Annotated in this window: 13 protein-coding genes and 1 riboswitch; of the genes, 6 read left to right on the top strand and 7 right to left on the bottom strand. The window is 71.0% G+C overall.

The window, feature by feature from the left end; all coding sequences use genetic code 11:
• Nucleotides 1-264 precede the first annotated feature (264 nt).
• The 6 genes from ACSMTC_RS23480 to ACSMTC_RS23455 form a co-directional block, all read right to left on the bottom strand.
• On the bottom strand, nt 265-1,323 hold the full coding sequence (locus ACSMTC_RS23480; RefSeq protein WP_436561684.1) for an SIS domain-containing protein: 1,059 nt from the start codon (nt 1,321-1,323) through the stop codon (nt 265-267).
• Between the two features lie 160 nt (nt 1,324-1,483).
• Nucleotides 1,484-2,791, bottom strand: coding sequence for an extracellular solute-binding protein (locus ACSMTC_RS23475; RefSeq protein WP_436561683.1), 1,308 nt, complete (start codon nt 2,789-2,791; stop codon nt 1,484-1,486).
• Nucleotides 2,792-3,069: 278 nt separating this feature from the next.
• Nucleotides 3,070-4,587 (bottom strand): glycoside hydrolase family 3 protein, encoded by a 1,518-nt coding sequence (locus ACSMTC_RS23470; RefSeq protein ID WP_436561682.1) that lies wholly within the window; start codon nt 4,585-4,587, stop codon nt 3,070-3,072.
• 7 nt (nt 4,588-4,594) lie between these two features.
• The gene (locus tag ACSMTC_RS23465) at nt 4,595-5,437 is read right to left on the bottom strand and encodes a carbohydrate ABC transporter permease (protein WP_436561681.1); all 843 of its coding nucleotides are present in this window, start codon (nt 5,435-5,437) and stop codon (nt 4,595-4,597) included.
• Entirely contained in the window at nt 5,434-6,423 is a 990-nt protein-coding gene (locus ACSMTC_RS23460) for a carbohydrate ABC transporter permease (RefSeq protein WP_436561680.1), read from the bottom strand. Before ACSMTC_RS23460 ends, ACSMTC_RS23465 begins: the two co-directional genes overlap by 4 nt.
• Before the next feature lie 111 nt (nt 6,424-6,534).
• On the bottom strand, nt 6,535-7,818 hold the full coding sequence (locus ACSMTC_RS23455) for an extracellular solute-binding protein (protein WP_436561679.1): 1,284 nt from the start codon (nt 7,816-7,818) through the stop codon (nt 6,535-6,537).
• 336 nt (nt 7,819-8,154) lie between these two features.
• Here ACSMTC_RS23455 and ACSMTC_RS23450 point away from each other — a divergent pair, with 336 nt between their 5' ends.
• The 4 genes from ACSMTC_RS23450 to ACSMTC_RS23435 all read left to right on the top strand — a co-directional run bounded on the left by ACSMTC_RS23450 (nt 8,155) and on the right by ACSMTC_RS23435 (nt 12,027).
• Entirely contained in the window at nt 8,155-8,946 is a 792-nt protein-coding gene (locus ACSMTC_RS23450) for a GntR family transcriptional regulator (protein WP_436561678.1), read from the top strand.
• A 202-nt stretch (nt 8,947-9,148) separates the two neighbouring features.
• Nucleotides 9,149-9,436, top strand: a complete 288-nt coding sequence (locus ACSMTC_RS23445; protein WP_436561677.1) for a DUF3311 domain-containing protein — start codon at nt 9,149-9,151, stop codon at nt 9,434-9,436.
• Nucleotides 9,433-11,058, top strand: a complete 1,626-nt coding sequence (gene mctP / locus ACSMTC_RS23440; RefSeq protein ID WP_436561676.1) for a monocarboxylate uptake permease MctP — start codon at nt 9,433-9,435, stop codon at nt 11,056-11,058. The genes ACSMTC_RS23445 and mctP overlap by 4 nt, the downstream gene beginning before the upstream one ends.
• 225 nt (nt 11,059-11,283) lie before the next feature.
• The gene (locus tag ACSMTC_RS23435) at nt 11,284-12,027 is read left to right on the top strand and encodes a histidine phosphatase family protein (RefSeq protein ID WP_436561675.1); all 744 of its coding nucleotides are present in this window, start codon (nt 11,284-11,286) and stop codon (nt 12,025-12,027) included.
• A gap of 104 nt (nt 12,028-12,131) precedes the next feature.
• Here ACSMTC_RS23435 and ACSMTC_RS23430 read toward each other — a convergent pair whose 3' ends face one another.
• Complete coding sequence (locus ACSMTC_RS23430) at nt 12,132-13,079, bottom strand: helix-turn-helix domain-containing protein (RefSeq protein WP_436561674.1); 948 nt, start codon at nt 13,077-13,079, stop codon at nt 12,132-12,134.
• A 581-nt stretch (nt 13,080-13,660) separates the two neighbouring features.
• On the opposite strand from ACSMTC_RS23430, the gene ACSMTC_RS23425 reads away from it, so the two are divergent.
• On the top strand, nt 13,661-14,155 hold the full coding sequence (locus tag ACSMTC_RS23425) for a GNAT family N-acetyltransferase (protein WP_436561673.1): 495 nt from the start codon (nt 13,661-13,663) through the stop codon (nt 14,153-14,155).
• 53 nt (nt 14,156-14,208) lie between these two features.
• Nucleotides 14,209-14,366, top strand: a riboswitch (cobalamin riboswitch).
• Between the two features lie 166 nt (nt 14,367-14,532).
• Nucleotides 14,533-16,932: a ribonucleoside-diphosphate reductase subunit alpha gene (locus tag ACSMTC_RS23420; protein WP_436564788.1), complete on the top strand. Its 2,400-nt coding sequence runs from the start codon at nt 14,533-14,535 to the stop codon at nt 16,930-16,932.
• Nucleotides 16,933-16,937: the final 5 nt, after the last annotated feature.

The following is a 16,937-nucleotide window of genomic DNA, read 5'->3' as shown; positions in this document are numbered from 1 at the left end:
CGGTGCCGCACGGGTTGAGGGTCCCGTGTCGGCGCCGTGGCCCGTAGTGCTTTTCCGCCTCCTGCGGGGTGAGCCGGGCCCTCACCACAGTCCGCCGGCGGTGCCACTGCTCCTGAGGCGCGCGGCCGAGATTCTGCCCCTCGGGCGGCTCCTCGCACCCCTGAAGGGCCCCCCTGAGGCCACCCGCACCCCGATGCCCGCCCTGCCATGCGCAAGCCCCCGGCCGTCGACGGCCGGGGGCTTGCGCGTCAGCGGATCCGCCGGTCAGCGGGTCTCGGTGACCTTGGCGAGGGAGCGGGGGGCGTCCGGGTCCTGACCGCGGGCGATGGTGACCTCGTAGGCGAGCTGCTGGAGCGGGAGGATCTCCAGGATCGGCTGGACCTCCTCGGGGACCCCGGCCGGGAGCACGAAGCCCGCGGAGGCGGCGTCCACCTGTTCCTGCTGGCCGACGACCACCAGGTCGGCGCCCCGACCGCGCAGGCGGTCGAGGACCGGCTGCAGCGCCTCCCCGCCCTTGCCGTCCGGCACGATCGCGATGACCGGGGAGACGTTGTCCACCATGGCCAGCGGGCCGTGCAGCAGGTCGGCACCGGAGAACGGGGAGGCCGGGATGTAGGTGGTCTCCATCAGCTTCAGCGCCGCCTCACGGGCGGTCGGGTAGCCGTAGCCGCGCGAGGTGATCACCAGGCGCTGGGCGAAGCGGTAGCGCTCGGCCAGCTTCCTGACCTCGTCCCGGCGGGCCAGGATCCGGGCGGCCAGCTCGGGCAGCACCCTGGCCGCCGAGCCGTCGCCCCCGCGCAGGCCCTCGACCAGCAGGTAGAGGGCGAGCAGCTCGGCGGTGTAGGTCTTGGTGGCCGGCAGCGCCTTCTCCGGGCCCGCCAGCACGTCGATGTGGAACTCGGAGACCTCGGCCAGCGGCGACGCGGCGTTGTTGGTGACCGCCAGGGTGATGGCACCGGCCTCGCGGGCGGCCTTGGTGGAGGCCACCAGGTCGGGCGAACCGCCGGACTGGCTGACGGTGATCACGAGCACGTCGGTGAGGTCCGGCTTGGCGCCGTACGCCGTGGTGGTGGACATCGAGGTGAGGCCGGCGGGCTTCCCCAGCACCACCTCGATCAGGTACTTCGCGTACAGCGCCGCGTTGTCGGACGTGCCGCGCGCGGTCAGCAGGACGAAGCGCGGGTTGCGGGCGGCGATCTGGGCCGCGATCTCGCGGATCCTCGGTGCGCCCTCGTCGAGGATGCGCTGCAGGACGGCCGGCTGCTCGGCCATCTCCGCCGCCATGATCCGGCCGGGGACGGAAGTGGTCTGCGGGTCGGACATCTGGATGTGCCTCCGATGAGATGGTTGAACCCCGGCGGACGAATGCCTGACGGGGACCTCTTTACGGCGGCGAGTCCGCACACTCGCTGCGAATGATTCCTGCGCCGATCCTACGGTGAGAGCCCGTCCGGAGCACACTCCGGTACGCGGGCGCCGGACGTCAGGCCGGCTTGTTGATCAGGTTGTCGATCGCCGCGTCCGCCTCCCTGGTGGCGGCGTCCACCGACTTGCCGCCCAGGATGCCGTCCAGCATGCGGACCAGCACGTTCTGCTTCTCGACGGCGGCCCAGCCGGGGGCCGGCGGGGTGAACCAGGCGTCCGGGACCGCGTTGGCGGCGGCGGCCGTGGCGGCCTTGGTCTTCAGCGGCTCCAGCTGGACCAGGTTGTTCGGCAGGGTGTCCTTGTCGGCCAGCATCTGCTCGGACCTGGTGCTGGTGAACATCCGGATCCAGTCCTCGGCCAGCTTGGCCGAGGGGGACTTGGCGGTCACCGCGAGGTCCGAGCCGCCGATGAAGGAGGGCAGCGGCTTGCCGTTCGGGCCCGGCATGACGGCCTGCCTGAGGCTGCCGGCCAGCTTGGGGTCGCCGGCGGCCGGGGCGCTCGCGGCGGCGGCCTCCCAGGCGTTGCCGTAGAGCACGGCCGCCTTCTGCCTGGCCAGCACGCCGCTCTGGTCGGCCTCGTCGACGGTCAGGTCGCCGTGGTTGTACGTCCGCACCAGGTCCACGAAGTGCTGGATCCCCTGCTGGGACCTGGCGTCGTGCAGACTGCCGTGCCAGTTGCCGGAGTTGTCGAAGCGGGCGATCGCGCCGCCGTACGCGTACACGTAGGACATCGCGGCGTACCAGTACGGGCCCGGCAGGTAGAGCGCGGAGAAGCCCTTGTCGCCCCGGTGCTTCGCCTGGATCCTGTCGAGCGCGCTCCGCAGGCCGTCCTCGGTTCCGGGGAAGCCGGCGCTGCCGGTGGCCTCCTGGAACATCGCCGAGTTGTAGATACCGACCCGGGCACCCGCGTAGTACGGGACGCAGAACAGCTTGTCCTGGTAGGTACAGGTGTTGACGAGTCCCCGGATCCAGGAGTCGGAGTTGTCGAAGCCGGCCTTGTCCACCGGGGCGAGCGCGCCGGCCAGGATGTACTTCATGGTCTCGGTGTTGCCGAGTTCGACCACGTCGGGGGCGTTGCCGCTGCCGAGCGCCGCGTCCAGGTTCCCGGTCTTGTCCTTCCAGGTCTGGTAGCCGACCTTGAGACTGACCTTCGGGTACTTGGCGGTGAACTCGTCGTTGACGCTCCGCACCAGATCCGGCCAGTTGTTCCGGGCCTCGGGCATCAGCCAGACGGTGACCGTGCCGGTGGCCCGCGCGGGGTCGGCGGTGGCCGCCGCCCCGGCCTTCGCCGAGCCGGCCGAGCCGCAGCCAGCGAGCTGGGCCAGCAGGCCCGTGACACCGATCGCCGCCAGCAGCCGACGCTTCACGCAATCCTCCCGAGGAACAGGTAGGTCTGCGCGGTGGTACAGACCAGCTGGCCTGGATCCTGGCCTAGACCACATCGGGCGTCAACGCATCAGCGGGCGTGAAGTGGCTTGTGTTGCAGACCTGTTGTGAGTTGTGCGCGGCGTGTGGCCGGGGCATCACCTACGGTCCCTTCAAGGTGCCCCTGAGGCCCTCTTAAGGGAGTGCGGCGGGCGGGGCGGGGAAAAGCCCGGGGCCCGCCGGAGGAGGTCTCCGGCGGGCCCCGGGCCGTGACGGAAGGTCAGAGGGCCTGTCCCGTCAGCACCTCGACGGCGGCCAGCCCGCAGACCCGGGCCGCGCCGTGGGTGGAGATGTGCAGCGCGCCGACCGGGACGGCCTGCGGTACGCCCATCTCGACCACCAGCGCGTCCGGACGGGCCGCCACCAGCCGCTCCAGGGCCGCGGACATCCAGGAGTGCCGGTGCGCGTCGCGGACCACCAGGACCAGCCGGCGGCCGGCCGCCTCGGAGAGCACCCGGGCCGCCATCTCCCCCGGCTCGACGTCCGGGCCGAACCGGGCGGTACGGGTGCCGGGGAAGCGGGCCGCCAGCATGCCGGCCACGCCCCAGGGGGTCTCGTCGCCCACCGCGATGTTGGCCTGCGGGGAGAACGAGGCCACGTACGGGCGCTCGGTCACCGGTGCCACGGGCGCGCCCGGCGCCCGGACCACCCGCAGTGCCCGGCGGGCGGCCCGCAGGCCGATCGCCAGGTCGGGTTCGGCCAGTTCGCCCTGGGCCTCGATCCGGGCCCAGCTGCCCAGGGCGCGGACCCGCTCGGCCGCGTCGGCCAGGCGCTCCTCGGCCAGCCGGCCGGCGCGGACCGCTTCCACGATGGCGTCGCGCAGGTGCAGCACCGTCTCCTCGTCGGCCAGACCGCCGCCGACGCAGATCGCGTCGGCCCCGGCGATCAGGGCGAGGACGGTGCCCTCGCCGGTGCCGTAGGTGTCGGCGATGGCGCCCATCTCGATGCCGTCGGTGACGATCAGGCCCTGGTAGCCCAGCGATCCGCGCAGCAGGTCGCTGAGCACGGCCCGGCTGAGGGTGGCGGGCAGGGCCGGGTCCAGTGCCGGGATCATGATGTGCGCGGTCATCACGGCCTTGGCGCCGGCCTCGATCGCGGCCATGAACGGGACCAGGTCGCGCGAGCGCAGCAGGTCCACGTCCACGTCCACCACGGGCAGGCCGAGGTGGGAGTCGACGGCGGTGTCGCCGTGGCCGGGGAAGTGCTTGGCGCAGGCGGCCACGCCGACCGACTGCAGGCCCGAGACCCAGGCGGCGGTGTGCCGGGCGCACAGCTCGGGGTCGGCGCCGAAGGAGCGCACCCCGATCACCGGGTTGCGCGGGTTGGAGTTGACGTCGGCCGAGGGCGCCCAGTTGTAGTTGACACCGCAGGCGGCCAGCGCCCGGCCCAGTTCACGGGCGACGTCCCGGGTCAGGGCGGGATCGTCGATCGCGCCGAGGGCCAGGTTGCCCGGCCAGGAGGAGCCGGAGCCGGCCTCCAGCCGGGTGACGTCGCCGCCCTCCTCGTCGATGGCGACCAGCACGTCCGGGTTCTCCGAGCGCAGCGCGGCGGTGAGCGCGGCGAGCTGTCCGGGATCGGTGACGTTCCGTCCGAACAGCGCGACCGAGCCGAGCCCGGCCGCCAGGTGGCGGCGCAGCCAGTCGGGCGGGACGGTGCCCACGAAACCGGGCTGCAGGACCGTCAGGGCGTCGCGGTGCAGCTGGTCGCTGTCCACGACGGTGGGGACGAGAATGCTCATCCGGGTGTCACCCCTTCACGGCGCCGGCCGTCAGGCCGGAGGCGATACGGCGCTGGACCAGCAGGAAGAAGATCACCACGGGGACGGCCATCATGGTCGAACCGGCCATCATCGGCGCGTACTCGGTGCCGCGGGTGGTGGTGAAGTTGCCGAGCCAGACGGTGGCGGTGGTGTTCTGCTGACTGAGCAGCTGGAGTGCGTACAGGTACTCGTTCCACGCCTGGATGAAGCCGTAGATGGCGGTGGCGACCAGGCCGGGGGCGAGCAGCGGGAAGACCACCCGGATGAAGGCGCCCGTGCGGGTGCAGCCGTCCACCATCGCGGACTCCTCCAGCTCCTTGGGGATGTTCACGATGAAACCGCGCAGGGTCCACACCGTGAACGGGAGCACGAAGGTCAGGTAGGTCAGGATGATGCCGGTCAGCTTGTTGTACTGACCGAGGTCGTTGAGCAGCAGGAAGACCGGGATGATCATCGCGACCAGCGGCACCATCTGGACCGTCAGGATGCCCACGATGACCACCTTGCGGCCGCGGAAGGCGAAGCGCGAGATCGCCAGCGCGGCCAGCAGGCCGACCACCAGGCCGATGCCCACGGTGGAGCTCGCGATGATCAGGCTGCGGGTGACCGGGCCCCAGAAGTCGGAGATCTGCAGCGCCCGGTGGAAGTTCTCCAGGGACAGCGGGAACGGCAGGAACTTCGGCGTGGGCGAGATGGAGTCCTTGGCCGGCTTCAGCGCGGTGTTGACCATCCAGTACACCGGGAAGCCCATCACCGCGGCGACCAGCAGGCCGATCAGGTTGTAGAGCGCACGGCCCTTGGGACGCGGCCGCTTCGCTTCGGTCGTCACTCGACCTCTCCGATCTTCAGCATCTGCCGCATGTACACGGCGATCACGCCGAGCAGCAGCAGCACGGTGAGCAGGGCGATGGCCGACCCCATGGAGTAGTCGTTGACCACGAACGCCTTGTCGTACGAGTACGTGGTGAGCAGCTGGTACTCGGGTTCGGGGTGGCCGCCGCGCATCAGGAAGACCTGGGGGAAGACGCCCATGTCCCAGATGACCGAGAGGGTGGCCAGCATGACGATGATCGGCTTGAGCACCGGCAGGGTGACGTAGCGGAAGACCTTGACCGATCCCGCGCCGTCCATCCGCGCGGCCTCCTCCAGTTCCTTGGGCACCTGGGTGAGGCCGGCGTGCAGGGTGATCGTGACGAACGGGACGGCGCCCCAGACCACCAGCGCCATGATGATGGTGAAGCCCTGGGTGGAGTCGATGAACCAGTTGTGGTGGTCGAAGTCGACGCCGGGGATCCGGCTCAGCAGCCAGTTGGCGACACCGTAGTCGGTGTCGAACATCCACTTGAAGACGGTCACGGCGACCACGATCGGCATCGCCCAACTCGCCACCAGGGCGATGTTGATGAGCGTCTTCACCCAGCCGGAGACCCGCATCAGCAGCATCGCCAGCGCCATCCCGAGCACCATCGTGAACACCACCGCGCCGGCGGCGAACAGGATGGTGCGCAGCACCACGTCCCAGAAGGTGCCGTCGCCGAGCACGGTGGTGAAGTTCTGGAAGCCGACCCACTCGGTGGGCTGGAAGCCCCAGAGCTGGGACTGGCCGAACTTCTGGAAGGACAGGGTGGCCAGCCGCACCAGCGGGTAGCCGAGGACCACGGCGAGCACGACCAGGGTCGGGGCGAGCAGCAGCCAGGGCGCCGCCTGGCCCGAGAAGCGGCCGCCCCGCTTCACCGGCCGGGCCGCGCCGGCTCCCGTACTGGTCGACGAGGGCCGCTGCGGCGGCACCTCCACGGTGGATGTCTCGGCACTCATCACGTGCTCCTCGGCTACGCCTGGCGCTGGCAGGGTTCTCGGGGGCCCTCACGGCCGGGGCCCGCCGGCCCCCTCCGGTACCGAGGGGGCCGGCGGGCTGGGGTCCGTTTCTCAGGCGTTGTTGATGACGGCGTCGATCTGGCCGTCGATGTCCTTCGCCGCCGCCTCGACGGTCTTCTTGCCCTGGGCGATGTCCTGGAGGGCGTTCTGCAGGATGTTCGCCTTCTCGACCTGCAGCCAGCCCGGCGCGGTCGGCACGAACCAGTTGTTCTCGGCCGACTGGGCCGAGGGGCCGACCTTGGGGTCGGTCTTCAGCGGGGCCAGCTGGGTCTTGTTGTTCGGCAGGTTGCCGGCCTTGATCAGGGCCTCCTGCGCCTTGGCGTCGGTGAAGAAGTTGATCCACTCCGAGGCGGCGGTCCTGGCCTTGGACTTGACCGGGACGGCCAGGTCGGAGCCGCCGATGAAGCTGCTCAGCGACTTTCCGGACGGGCCGGGCATCACAAAGCTGACCAGGTTGTCCTTGAGCGTGCCACCGGTCTTGTCGAACTTCGGGTCGGCGGCGGAGCCGCCCTCCCAGCCGGCGCCGTAGATCATGGCGGACTGGCCCAGGCCGTAGACGATGTAGCGGTCGGAGTCGTCCTTGGTCAGGTCGCCGTGCATGTACTTGCCGAGGGCGTCCTTCCAGGCGTTCAGGCCCTTGATCGCCTCCGGGCTCTCCAGGGTGGCCTTCCACTTGCCGCCGTCCTGCTTGGCGATCGCGCCGCCGGCGTCGTAGACGAAGGACATCGCGGTGTACCAGTCACGCGAGGGCTGGTACCAGGCGGAGAACTTGTCGCCCTGCTTGGCCTGGATCTTGTCCAGGTCGGCGGTCAGCTCGGTGTAGGTCTTCGGGGTGTCGCTCACCCCGGCGTCGGCGGCGATGTCCTTGCGCCAGGTGGCGACGCGGGCGGCCGAGTAGTACGGGACGCCGTAGGTCTTGCCGTTGTACGTGGCGGAGGCCTTGAGGCCGTCCAGCCAGTCCCCGCTGTTCTCGAACTTCGAGGTGTCCAGCTCGGCCAGCGCACCCTTGATCATGTAGGGCAGCATCTCGGTGTTGCCCATCTCCACCACGTCCGGCACCTGGTCGGTGGCGAGCACCGAGTCCAGCTTCGGGTTCTTGTCCTTCCACGAGTAGTACTCGTGGTTGATCTTGATCCCGGGGTACTTGGCGGCCAGCTGGTCGTCGGCGGACTTCACCAGGTCCGGCCAGTTCTGCTGGGCGTCGACGGTCAGCCAGACGGTGAGGCTACCGGGAGCGGCGCTGTCGCCGCCGCCCTTCTTGGCGTCCGAACCACACGCCGAGAGGCCGACGACCATAGCTGCGACGCCTACCGCCGCGATGAGCTGACGCTTCATTACGCCATCCTCCTGAGGGATGCCCGGGATGCCCCCACGGGGGGGCGACATACCGGAACACAACGGCAGGAACTGGTGTCGCAAACCCATGGGAAGGGGGTGGGAATTCTCTGAGTGGTCTGCAGTGGTGTAGACCAACTGCCTGGAGCTTGGCCTAGACCAATGGGTGTGTCAACGGTGGCCGGAGCAATCGGGACCACCCGTTACCAAGCCGACACCGCGCATCGTTCATCGCGTGATGAGCTCCCCGTCGACCGGACATACGTGCAACGATGTGTGCCGTTAACGAGGCAGTGGGGTCAGGGACGACCCCGCAAGTAGCAGGAGATACGGCCGATGACCAGCGACGGGGGCAGCACTGCCCAGGTGAGCGACGCCCAGGCGAAGAGCCTGCCGACGCAAGTAGCGGCCGACCCGACCGCCCGCGTCCCCAAGTACTACGGCCTCAAGCGCCATCTGCTGCAGCTGACCGAGACCCAGCCGGCCGGCACCCCGGTCCCGCCCGAGCGGGCGCTCGCCGCCCAGTTCGACACCTCCCGCACCACCGTCCGCCAGGCCCTCCAGGAGCTGGTGGTGGAAGGCCGCCTGGAGCGCATCCAGGGCAAGGGCACCTTCGTCGCCAAGCCCAAGGTCGCCCAGGCCCTGCAGCTCACCTCCTACACCGAGGACATGCGGGCCCAGGGCCTGGAGCCGACCTCCCGGCTGATCGAGATCGGCTACGTCAACGCGGACGAGCACCTCGCCCCGCTGCTGGACATCAAGCCCGGCAGCCGGGTGCTGCGGATCGAGCGCCTGCGACTGGCCAACGGCGACCCGATGGCGATCGAGGTCGCCCACCTCTCCGCCAAGCGCTTCCCCGCGCTGCGGCGCAACCTGGCCAAGCACAACTCCCTCTACACCGCGCTGCGCGAGGTGTACGGGGTCACGGTGGCCGAGGCCGAGGAGACCATCGAGACCACACTGGCCACCCCGCGCGAGGCCGGACTGCTCGGCTCCGACCTCGGCCTGCCGATGCTCCAGCTCTCCCGGCACTCCTTCGACGCCGAGGGCGCACCGGTGGAGTGGGTCCGCTCCATCTACCGCGGCGACCGCTACAAGTTCATCACCCGGCTCAAGCGCCCGGCGTGACCGGCCCCGGGGGGGGCGGGGCGGCGTCCCACCGGGCGTCCGGCATTCGGGATCTTCGGTCGGGGGTAGTGACACAGGTCACTGCCGGGGCTACATTTCGCTGCCGTACTGACTGCCGATCACCGGCGGTGCCGCTCGGCGGTCGCACGGCCTCGTGCGTTGCGGCGCCGACGAGGTGACCCCTCATCAGCGGGAGCCGCACATGTCGTCCGAAGTACCGAAGCCCGATGCCGGAGCGCCGCCGGGCGCCCTGCCCCCGGTCACCCCGGAACGGGTGCTCGCCGGAATCAGCCTGGCCGTGCCGGTGGTCGCGCTGCTCTGGGTCTCCTCGTACGCGAAGCCGGCACCGGCGCTCGGCGGCATGCCGTTCTTCTACTGGTACCAGATCCTCTGGATCCCGGTGTCGGCGCTGTTCACCGGGGCCGCGCTGCTGCTGCTGAACCGCGACGAGCAGCGGCGCCGGGCCGCCCGGGGCGGTGAGCCGCGATGAGGAACGGCGTCAATGTGACGGCCCTCGTGGTGTTCGTGCTCTTCTTCGCGCTGGTGACGGTGATGGGCTTCCTGGCCGCCCGCTGGCGGCGGACCGACGACGCCCTGCACCTGGACGAGTGGGGCCTGGGCGGCAGGTCCTTCGGGACCTGGATCACCTGGTTCCTGCTCGGCGGCGACCTGTACACCGCGTACACCTTCATCGCCGTCCCGGCCGCGGTCTACGGCACCGGTGCGGCGGGCTTCTTCGCGGTGCCGTACACGATCATCGCGTACCCGCTGGTCTTCCTCTTCCTGCCCCGGCTGTGGTCGGTGGCCCGGGTGCGCGGGTACGTGACCCCGGCGGACTTCGTGCGCGGGCGGTACGGCTCCAGAGCGCTGTCGCTAGCCGTCGCGCTGACCGGGATCCTGGCCACCATGCCGTACATCGCACTGCAACTGGTCGGCATCCAGGCCGTGTTGGACACGCTCGGGGTCGGCGGAAGCGGCAACTGGTTCATGAAGGACCTGCCGCTGTTCCTGGCTTTCGCGGTGCTGGCCGCGTACACCTACTCCTCGGGCCTGCGGGCGCCGGCGCTGATCGCCTTCGTCAAGGACGCCCTGGTGTACATCGTGATCATCGTCGCGGTGATCTACCTCCCGATGCGCCTCGGCGGGTACGGCCACATCTTCGACACGGCGGCGGCCAAGTTCAGCGCGGTCAGCCCGGTCACCCACAAGCCGGTCGGCTCGATGGTGACCGGCCCGGACGCGCAGTGGGCGTACGCGACCCTGGCGCTCGGCTCGTCCCTCGCGCTGTTCATGTACCCGCACACCGTCACCGGTGTGCTGGCCGCCAAGTCGCGCAACACCGTGCGCCGGAACATGGCGATCCTGCCGGCCTACTCACTGATGCTCGGGCTGCTGGCGCTGCTCGGCTTCATGGCCATCGCGGCCGGGATGGGCAAGGGCGTCAAGGGCTACAACGCCCAGCTGGCCGTGCCGCAGCTGTTCGACAGCCTCTTCCCGAGCTGGTTCACCGGCGTGGCCTTCGCCGCGATCGGGATCGGTGCGCTGGTACCGGCGGCGATCATGTCGATCGCGGCGGCGAACCTGTTCACCCGGAACATCTACAAGGAGTTCTTCAAGCCGGACGCCACGCCGGCACAGGAGACCAGGGTCGCCAAGATCGCCTCGCTGCTGGTGAAGGTCGGCGCGCTGGTCTTCGTGCTGGGCATGGACAAGCAGCTCGCGATCAACCTCCAACTGCTCGGCGGCCTGTGGATCCTGCAGACCTTCGTCTCGGTCGTCAGCGGGCTCTTCACCCGCTGGTTCCACCGCTGGGCGCTGCTGGCCGGCTGGGCCGTCGGCATGGTGTACGGCACCTGGAAGGCGTACGGCATCCCCTCGCCGGCCACCAAGCACTTCGGCGGCAGCTCCGCGGCGATCCCCGGGATCGGCGAGATCGGGTACATCGGGCTCACCGCCTTCGTGCTCAACCTGCTGGTGGCCGTGGTGCTCACCCTCGTCCTGCGCGCCGTCAAGGCCCCCGAGGGCACCGATGAGACCAGCAGGGCGGACTACAGCGTCGAGGTCGGGGACAAGGCTCTGGAGGACGCCCCGGTGCCCGTGGCGGCGCACTGATCCGGACAGGCGCACTCGGCGCCGACTCGTGCGCCCTGTGATCGCGCCGTCACCTCCGTCAACACTGGGGTGGCGGCGCGATCTTTTGCGGCGCAATCCGACCTGAGACCGACCGGCGACGGGGCACGCGACACCGCGGGCCCTACTGCCGGCCAGGCGCGACCATGGAGTGTGCGTGGCTCGTGCCTGCCCACCGAGTCACGGACACCAACGGGGAGAACGGCCATGGCAGAACTCACCGGCGTCCTCAACGGACACCGCCTCGCAGCGCCCCCGCGGCCGCTGCCCTCCGTCCTGATCGCCACCCGGCACGGCGAGAGCACCGCCAACGTCGAGTTCCGGCTCGCCGCCGAGACCGGCGCGCTGACCGTCCCGATCACCACCAGGGACGCCGACATACCGCTCTCCCCGCACGGCCGGGGCCAGGCGCGCGAACTCGGCCGCTGGCTGGCCCAGCTGCCGGCCGCCGACCGCCCCCGCGCCGTCTGGTGCTCGCCCTATGTGCGCACCACCGAGACCGCCCGGATCGCGCTCACCGAGGCCACCGGGCTCGGCGCGGCGCCGGACGGGCTCCCGGTCAGGTACGACGAACGGCTGCGGGACAGAGAGCTCGGCGTCCTGGAGATGCTGACCGCCGCCGCGATCGAGAAGGAGCACCCCGCCGAGGCCGCCCGCCGCCGCAAGATGGGCGAGCTCTACTACCGGCCGCCCGGTGGAGAATCGTTCCTGGACGTCGCGCTGCGGGTGCGCAGCCTGCTGCGCGACCTCTGCGAGGAGGAGGACGGCCGGCCGGTGCTGGTGGTGGCACACGACTGCACGGTCCTGATGCTCCGTTACGTCCTGGACCGCCTCACCGAGCCCCAACTGCTGGAACTGTGCGCGGTGCACAACTGCTCGACCAGCCTCTGGCGCTCCCACTGCGGCCGGCTCCGCGCGGAACACTGGAACTCGGTCGCCCACCTGACCTGATCCGCGCACCGCCGGCTCCCCGGACCGGTGCGCGCCCTCGGGGTACCGGGCGCGAAGGCGCGGCCCGCGCCCGGCGGGCCCGGGGCGAGAGGCTCCGTACTCGGTCAACTCCCGGCAAAAGCACGGCGGTACGCCTGCGGCGTCGTACCGAGCCAGCGGCCGAAGTGGTGCCGGAGGGCGGCCGCGTTGCCGAAGCCGCAGCGGGCGGCGACCGCGTCCACGGACTCGCCGGTGTTCTCCAGCAGGCGCTGGGCCAGCAGCAGGCGCTGGTTGGTGATCCAGCGGTGCGGGGTGGTACCGGTCTCCTGCTGGAAGCGGCGGGCGAAGGTGCGGGGTGACATATGGGCGCGGGCGGCCAGCTGATCGACCGTCAGATCGTGGTCCAGGTGGCGGCTCAGCCAGTCGAGCAGCCCGCCGAGCGAGTCCGCGTCGCGGACCGGCACCGGCCGGTCGACGAACTGCGCCTGCCCGCCCTCCCGGTGCGGGGCGACCACCATCCGCCGGGCGATCCCCCGGGCCACCTCCGCGCCCTGCACCTTGCGGATCAGGTGCAGGCCGGCGTCGATCCCCGCCGCCGTCCCGGCCGAGGTGATCACCGGGTCGTCGTCCACGTAGAGCACGTCGGGCTCGACGGTGGTGAGCGGAAAGCGCCGGGCCATCTCCTCGACGTGCTTCCAGTGCGTGGTGGAGCGGCGCCCGTCCAGCAGCCCGGCGGCACCCAGCAGAAAACTGCCGGTGCAGATCGACAACGCGCGCGCCCCGCGCTCGACCGCGGCGCGCAGTGCTTCGATGAGCTCCGCCGGGTACTCCGCGCGCCGGCCGACCGCGGTGACCACGATCAGGTCCGCCTCGGCCAGCCGCTCGGGCCCGTACGGGACGTCCAGACCGAAGCCGGCGTGGGTGAGGTGCCGCCCCGGGCGGTCGGCGACGAGGGCGAAGTCGTACACCGGCAGCCCGTCGTCACTGCGGTCGATCCCGAACAGCTCGGCGGCGACGCCCAGCTCGAACGGGTGGACCGGCTCCAGCACCACGGCGGCGACGTTCCCCAGCATCCGGCCGGGATGCCGTACGTGCGCCCCCGTCCCGCTCCCTCCCGCCTCGCTCGTCTCCCCGGTCCTTCCACGCGCCCTCGCCCCGCGCGGTTCCGCCCGCGCGGCTCCTCCCCGGACGGCAGGGCCGCTCCCCGGCCTGCCAGGGGTTGGCAGGATTTCGACGCAACCGGTCGTTTCTGCCACTCGTGGCGCCGGCCCGCGCGGACCAGGCTGGAGGCCATGACCCCCGACACCCTCGCGACCTCGCTCGGCCTGATCGGCGCCACCGGCGGCTTCGGACTGCTCGGCTTCCTCATCGGCCGTGAGCTGCCCTGCCCGGGCGACGGCGGGCGGGGCCCAGGAGGCGGTCACGGCGGCGGTCCCGATGGCAGTCACGAAGGCCCCAACCACCCGGCGGCTCCGGTTCTTCCCGACCGCCTGTACGGCACCATGCCGGCCGCCTCCGCCTTCCCGCCGGGGCCGCGGTCCGGCGCCGCCCGCCCCTCGACCGTCCCGCCCGCCGCCTCCACCCGGCCCGCCGCCACCCGACCCGCCACCACCCTGATTGCCGCCGCCGCCCTCCCGTCGGGCACACTGTCCGGATGGGCATCCTCATCCGCCGCGCTCTCGAAGAGGACCTCGAAGCCGCAGGTGACGTCACGGTCGAGGCGTTCGTGGGCGACGGTCACACCTCCCCGGACAGCGGCTACGTCCAGCTCCTCCGGGACGCCGGGCGCCGCAACCAGGAGGCCGAGCTCTTCGTCGCGCTCGACCCGGACAGCCTCCAGGTCCTCGGCTGTGTGACCCTCGCGGTCGGCGGTACCGAGTGGGCCGACATCGCCGAGCCGCACGAGGGCGAGATCCGGATGCTGGCGGTCGGCGCCGCCGCCCGCGGACGCGGTGCCGGCGAGGCCCTGGTCCGTGCCACGATGAACCGCTGCCGGGAGCTGGGACTGGCCGGGATGGCCTTCTCGACCCGCCCGAGAATGAAGGCGGCGCACCGGATCTACGAGCGCCTGGGCTTCGGCCGGACCCCCGAACGGGACTGGGCGCCGGCCCCCGGGACCGACCTCATGGTGTACTCGATCACCTTCTGAGCACCCCTCCCGCACAACCGCAGGGTTGGCCCGGCCGCGACACACGGCACTACATGTGGTGCCGCATCGTCGGACCGCCACAACATGTATGCTCGCTCTCGCTGTCGAAGCAGGGGAACCCGGTGCGAGTCCGGGACTGCCCCGCAGCGGTGAGCGGGCGGCTCTCCAAGCGCCCGCAAGTCCGGTTACCTGCCGACGGCGTGCCACATGGCTTCCCCGCAGATGCCTTGCAGCACCGCAGTACGTCCGGGCCTCGCGGGTGGGCCAGGGGGTAGAGAGCGCGCCGGTTTTCCGGGCGCGCTGTGCCTCCCTGCGCTCACGTCGACCCGGATACGACCCTCATCCGACGCCGCCGCCAGGAGAGAAGCGCCTTGACCATCGCTGCCTCAGTTGCCCTGCCTTCCCAGGGTTCAGCCGCCACCACCCAGACCGACCCCGGTGCGGCACTGCTTCGGCTCCTCACCGACCGCAGCGTTGACCTCCCCCAGGTGGACCCCGGCCACGTCGCCGCCGCCGCGCTGCGCGGCCGCCACGCCGGCTCGGACTTCGCCGAGCTGCGCGGGCTGGCCGTGGAGGCCGCCGCGTCGATGATCGCCGAGGACCCGCAGTACTCGAAGCTGGCGGCCCGCCTGCTCGCCATGGAGATCGCCGACGAGGCGATCAGCCAGGGCGCCATCTCCTTCTCCGCCTCGATCGCCGTCGGCCACACCGAGGGCCTGATCGGCGATGACACCGCCGCCCTGGTCGCCAAGCACGCCGCGGCCTTCGACGCCCTGGTCGACCTGGCCGGCGACGACCGCTTCGAGTACTTCGGCCTGCGCACCGTGCAGTCCCGCTACCTGCTGCGCCACCCGATCACCCGCAAGGTGATCGAGACCCCGCAGCACTTCCTGCTCCGCGTCGCGGCCGGCCTGGCGGTCGGCGACAGCGAGCAGTCGGTGGCCGAGGTGGCCGAGCTGTACCGCCTGATGAGCCGCCTGGAGTACCTGACCTCCTCCCCGACGCTCTTCAACTCCGGCACCAAGCACCCCCAGATGTCCAGCTGCTACCTGCTGGACTCCCCGCTGGACAACCTCGACTCGATCTACAACCGCTACGCGCAGATCGCCCGCCTGTCCAAGCACGCCGGCGGCATCGGCCTCTCCTACAGCCGCATCCGCTCGCGCGGCAGCCTGATCCGGGGCACCAACGGCAAGTCCAACGGCATCGTCCCGTTCCTGCGCACCCTGGACTCCTCGGTCGCCGCGGTCAACCAGGGCGGCCGCCGCAAGGGCGCGGCCTGCGTCTACCTGGAGACCTGGCACGCCGACATCGAGGAGTTCCTGGAGCTCCGCGACAACACCGGCGAGGAGGCCCGCCGGACCCACAACCTCAACCTGGCGCACTGGATCCCGGACGAGTTCATGCGCCGGGTCAACGCCAACGAGGACTGGTCGCTGTTCTCTCCCGCCGACGTCCCCGAGCTGGTGGACCTGTGGGGCGCCGAGTTCGACGCCGCCTACCGCAAGGCCGAGGCCGAGGGCAAGGCCGTCCGCACCGTCCCGGCGCAGACCCTGTACGCCCGGATGATGCGCACCCTGGCCCAGACCGGCAACGGCTGGATGACCTTCAAGGACGCCTCCAACCGCGCCGCCAACCAGACCGCGCTGCCCGGCCGCACGGTGCACTCCTCCAACCTCTGCACCGAGATCCTGGAGGTCACCGACGACTCCGAGACCGCGGTCTGCAACCTGGGCTCGGTCAACCTCGGCGCGCACGTGGCCGACGGCGCCACCGCCGGCGACCTGCTGAACGCGATGGACTGGGAGCGGCTGGACGCCACCGTGCGCACCGCCGTGACCTTCCTGGACCGGGTCATCGACATCAACTTCTACCCGACCACCGAGGCCGGCACCTCCAACTCCCGCTGGCGGCCGGTCGGTCTGGGCGTGATGGGCCTGCAGGACGTCTTCTTCAAGCTCCGGCTGGACTTCGACTCCGCCGAGGCCAAGCAGCTCTCCACGCTGATCGCCGAGCGGATCATGCTCACCGCGTACGAGCGCTCCAGCGAGCTGGCCGAGCAGTTCGGCCGCCACGAGGCGTACGCGGAGACCCGCGCCGCCCGCGGCCAGCTGCACATCGACCACTTCGACGCTGCTCCGCAGTGGACCGAGCGCTGGGACGCGCTGCGCGCCCGGATCGCCGAGACCGGCCTGCGCAACTCCCTGCTGCTCGCCATCGCGCCGACCGCGACCATCGCGTCCATCGCCGGTGTGTACGAGTGCATCGAGCCGCAGGTCTCCAACCTGTTCAAGCGCGAGACCCTCTCCGGCGAGTTCCTCCAGGTCAACCCGTACCTGGTCCGGGAGTTGAAGGAGCTGGGCGTCTGGGACCAGCAGACCCGGGACGCGCTGCGCGAGGCCAACGGCTCGGTCCAGGACTTCAACTGGCTGCCCGCCGAGGTCCGTTCGCTCTACCGCACCGCGTGGGAGCTCCCGCAGCGCGCGCTGATCGACCTGGCCGCCGCCCGCATGCCGTACCTGGACCAGAGCCAGTCGCTGAACCTCTTCATGGCCGCGCCCACCATCGGCAAGCTCAGCTCGATGTACGCGTACGCCTGGAAGGTCGGTCTGAAGACCACCTACTACCTGCGTTCCCGCCCGGCCACCCGGATCGCCCAGGCCGCGACCCGCTCCGCCGCCGTGAACATCCCCTCCCCCACCATGACCGCTGAGGAGCAGGCCGCCGCCATCGCCTGCTCCCTGGAGAACCCCGAGTCCTGCGAGGCTTGCCAGTGAGTACC

The organism is Kitasatospora sp. HPM-01-4, assembly GCF_051374625.1.
Lineage (GTDB): Bacteria > Actinomycetota > Actinomycetes > Streptomycetales > Streptomycetaceae > Kitasatospora.
This window is presented reverse-complemented; position numbering and strand designations above follow the sequence as displayed.